3 protein-coding genes and 1 pseudogene are annotated in these 3852 nt (G+C 44.5%); 2 read left to right on the plus strand and 2 right to left on the minus strand.

Annotated elements, in window-relative coordinates:
- Positions 1-238: pseudogene (locus VF500_RS05585) on the plus strand (hypothetical protein); the annotation flags it as partial.
- 279 nt (positions 239-517) lie between these two features.
- Positions 518-2122 carry a histidine--tRNA ligase gene (gene hisS / locus VF500_RS05590; RefSeq protein ID WP_330858728.1) on the plus strand — a complete coding sequence of 535 codons (1605 nt, stop codon included), beginning with the start codon at positions 518-520 and terminating at the stop codon, positions 2120-2122.
- Between the two features lie 219 nt (positions 2123-2341).
- Here hisS and efp read toward each other — a convergent pair whose 3' ends face one another.
- On the minus strand, positions 2342-2905 hold the full coding sequence (gene efp, locus VF500_RS05595) for an elongation factor P (protein WP_243484433.1): 564 nt from the start codon (positions 2903-2905) through the stop codon (positions 2342-2344).
- A gap of 454 nt (positions 2906-3359) precedes the next feature.
- The coding region (locus VF500_RS05600) for an ABC transporter ATP-binding protein (RefSeq protein WP_330858729.1) at positions 3360-3852 on the minus strand (493 nt) is incomplete at its 5' end.

The following is a 3852-nucleotide window of genomic DNA, read 5'->3' on the forward strand; positions in this document are numbered from 1 at the left end:
CCGGTTTGACTTTACATACATTGCCGATAAGTACGATAATTATTCTTCCTTTAACTTTAAGAAACGCCTGAACGTGAGCCTGAAATACTATTACCAGTTTCCGTTTATGCCTGATGCTGCCCTCATGGTTGGCGGAGGCTATCGCGGCCAGGATGATTACAACCAGTTTTTTGAAGACAGCTACGGTTATGTTACCATTGGCTTTGCAAGTAGCTTGAGCTTTCACACACATAAATAGTAATTTTAAAACCCCACGCTGCCGCTCGGCCCCGGCCGAGTGGCAACTATTTCCAGGCCTCTGGCCTGCGCGTTACACGGCTTCGGCGGCCAGAGGCCGCTTGATAATCAACACTCGGCAGGAGCCAAGCGTTGGCAAAAAGGGAAAAGGAAAGCGGTTTCGCATGCGAAACCGCTTTCCTTTTTAATCGCTGCCGCAAGCCTCCCGGCTTGTGGCCCACTTGCTTAGTAACCGACACGACTATCTACCGCATAACCCTCTTTTTTGTACATTTGCCGCATGGCATCCATTAAACCATCAGTACCCAAAGGCACCCGCGACTTTTCACCGGCCGAAATGGTGAAACGCAATTATATTTTCGATACGATTAAATCCGTTTTCCGCAAATACGGCTATCAGCAGATAGAAACACCGACAATGGAAAACTCATCAACCTTAATGGGAAAATATGGTGAAGAGGGGGATAAGCTGATATTTAAAGTACTCGATTCTGGTGATTATATATCAAACATAAAACAACAATATGATGTATTTCTCCCGATTCTTACCAAATTGACTAATAATGCATTCAAAGCCGCAAATATTCCCGGGAATGAAGCAGATCGCGAATATTGGACCAATACTGGCGAGACATTCTCTGTGGTAAAACAAAAATGGATTGCCAAAGAAATTGACCTCCCTGAATTGTTACGCTTATTAGAAATAAATTTAAAGGTTTTGAACATCAATCCAGATGATTTAGGATTAGTCCCAACTGAGTTAGGATTCGAATCTAAAAAAACAACATCTGCAATCTCCGAAAAAGCCCTCCGCTACGATCTTACCGTGCCCTTCGCACGTTATGTAGTGCAACACCAAAACGAGATCACCTTCCCGTTCAAGCGTTTCCAGGTGCAACCGGTTTGGCGTGCCGACAGGCCTCAGCGTGGCCGCTACCGCGAGTTTTATCAGTGCGATGCGGACGTGGTTGGTTCAGATTCTTTGCTAAACGAAGCCGAGTTCATACTGATCTACGACGAGGCTTTAACTAAGCTCGGCCTTAAAGATTTCAGCATAAAGATCAATAATAGGAAAATACTATCTGGAATAGCACAAGTTATAGACAAAGCTGATAACATCATTGATTTGACTGTAGCTATCGACAAGCTGGATAAAATAGGCCTTGACGGCGTGATCAAAGAACTGCTTGAAAAAGGTTTTACCGATGCAGATATCGACAAACTAAAACCCGTTATCCTGCTGGAGGGCAACAACACAGAAAAACTGGCAAGCCTTCGCGAAGCATTAGCGCAATCAGAGATCGGCCTAAAAGGCTGTGATGAGATAGAAACCGTTTTCGGCTATATAGAACGTTGTCCGCTGCAAACTGCAAAACTTGAATTGGATATTACGCTTGCCCGCGGATTGAACTATTACACCGGCGCAATCTTCGAAGTAAAAACCAACGAAGTAAATATGGGCAGCATCGGTGGTGGTGGTCGTTATGATGACCTCACCGGAATGTTCGGCTTAAAAGGCCTAACCGGTGCAGGAATCTCCTTCGGTGCCGACAGGATCTATGACGTACTGGAAGAACTTAACCTGTTCCCTGCCGACAGCAATCAAACCACACAGGTGCTTATATGTAATTTCGATAAGGATGGAGAACTTTATAGTCTGCCCCTATTACAGGAGCTTCGCCGCAACAATATCAACACCGAGCTTTACCCGGCCGGGGCAAAAATTAAAAAGCAAATGGACTACGCCAACAATAAAAACATTCCATACGTGGTGGTTATCGGCGGAGACGAAATACAAACCAGCTTATTGACCTTTAAGGATATGACCAGCGGCGTGCAAGAGAAATTGACTGCGGATGAGATTGTTGCTAAGCTTATCCAATAAATATGTCATTGCGAGGAGCGGCGCAGGGCCTGAGCTCAGGGGCGACGCGGCAATCTCGTCGCTATGCCTGTGAAACATGCAAAGCCGCTGAGCATAGCTACGAGATTGCCACGCTATCGCTCGCAATGACATAAGGGTATAAAAGAGAAGGGGTTTCGCAATGCGGAACCCCTTCTCTTTTATAAAATACTTTCACGTCCCCTTCAGGGGGCTGGGGGGCTAACCTTTCACACGCTCAACGTAAGCGCCGGTAGCGGTATCAACTTTAACTTTATCGCCAATGTTGATGAACAACGGTACGCGGATCTCTGCACCTGTTTCAACAGTAGCACTTTTTAATGCGCCGCTTGAGGTATCACCTTTAACCGCCGGTTCGGTATAGGTGATTTCCAACTCGGCAGAGCCTGGGATAGTACCCATGATAGGCTCTTCGCTTTCAAAGGCAACAATTACGTTCATGCCTTCTTTCAAAAATTTAACTGCGGGGCCAAATAATGCCTTTGGTACGTTATGCTGATCGTATGTGGTATTGTCCATTACTACTAATGAATCACCTTCGTCATACAGGTATTGATAATCGTTAGTTTCAACGCGGGCTATGTCAACCTCTTCATCTGTACGGAAACGGTATTCAACCAGTTTACCTGATTTAACGTTGCGCATACGGGCCTGGTAAAACGCGCGTAAGTTGCCCGGGGTACGGTGTAAAAACTCTTCAACCTGAACTAATTCGCCGTTGAAGCGAAGTACATTTCCATTTTTAACATCTGATGCCTTAGCCATAAAATAATATTGAGGCGCAAACTTAGTTACTTAAGTGCAAAGAAACAAGTAGTTAGTGGTTTAGTGAATGGTTGATTGAGTTGATTAGGTGAGTGGTTGGCTATTTTAGAGATTGGATGCAGATTAATTGGTGAGTTATTAGTGTATATGAAATAGCGGTTACAGAACCAGAATTTATCAAATTAAGAAATTTTCATGAATTTATCTGATCTTTTAAATCGTGATAAATTATATCTGGTGTATATACGGGGCTCCTATGGAGCCGTTTTATTTATGGATACGCTTTGCTATAAACACGGCACCCTTATGGGGTGTGATATCGCGCAAAATTCAACTCCGGAGGAGTATCGTGTTTATAGTAAAAGAAAAGCAGTTTTAGGCTCCGTAGGTGCCTCGTAATCGGAGCTGCACAGTAGGCTCAACCACTCACCTAATCAACTCAATCAACCACTCACTAAAAACCAACTTTATAATCCACAATACTCAACCTGTGATTACAAAAACCATACTCATGTTCCTGGTTGGAGCATACTATGGTTAGGCGACCGGCGGCGAATTGCTGCACGAGGTTCAGGTACCAGTCGACACCCTGGGTATCCAGGTTGGAGGTAGGCTCATCCAGCATGAGCATAGGGGTATCGGAGCAAAAAGCAAGAGCCAGTTTGAGGCGCTGTTTCATGCCCGACGAAAAGTATTTGATAAGCTTATTGGCGCTTTTAGGCAGATTGAGCAGATCGATCAGCTGGGCTTTATCCATGCCCGGCTTAAAGCTTTTGAATTTAAAGTGAAAATCGATCATCTCACTCATGGTAAACTCTTCTATAACCTCAAGATAGGGGGCGGCAAGACTTAAGTGGGTAAAAACTGTTTCTATTTCAACCGGCTTGCCATCATTAGTAAAATCAATTTTACCAGTTGACGGCGAAAGACTGCCATTTAAAACCTGC

The sequence above is a fragment of the Mucilaginibacter sp. genome (assembly GCF_036383575.1).
Classification (GTDB): Bacteria; Bacteroidota; Bacteroidia; order Sphingobacteriales; family Sphingobacteriaceae; genus Mucilaginibacter.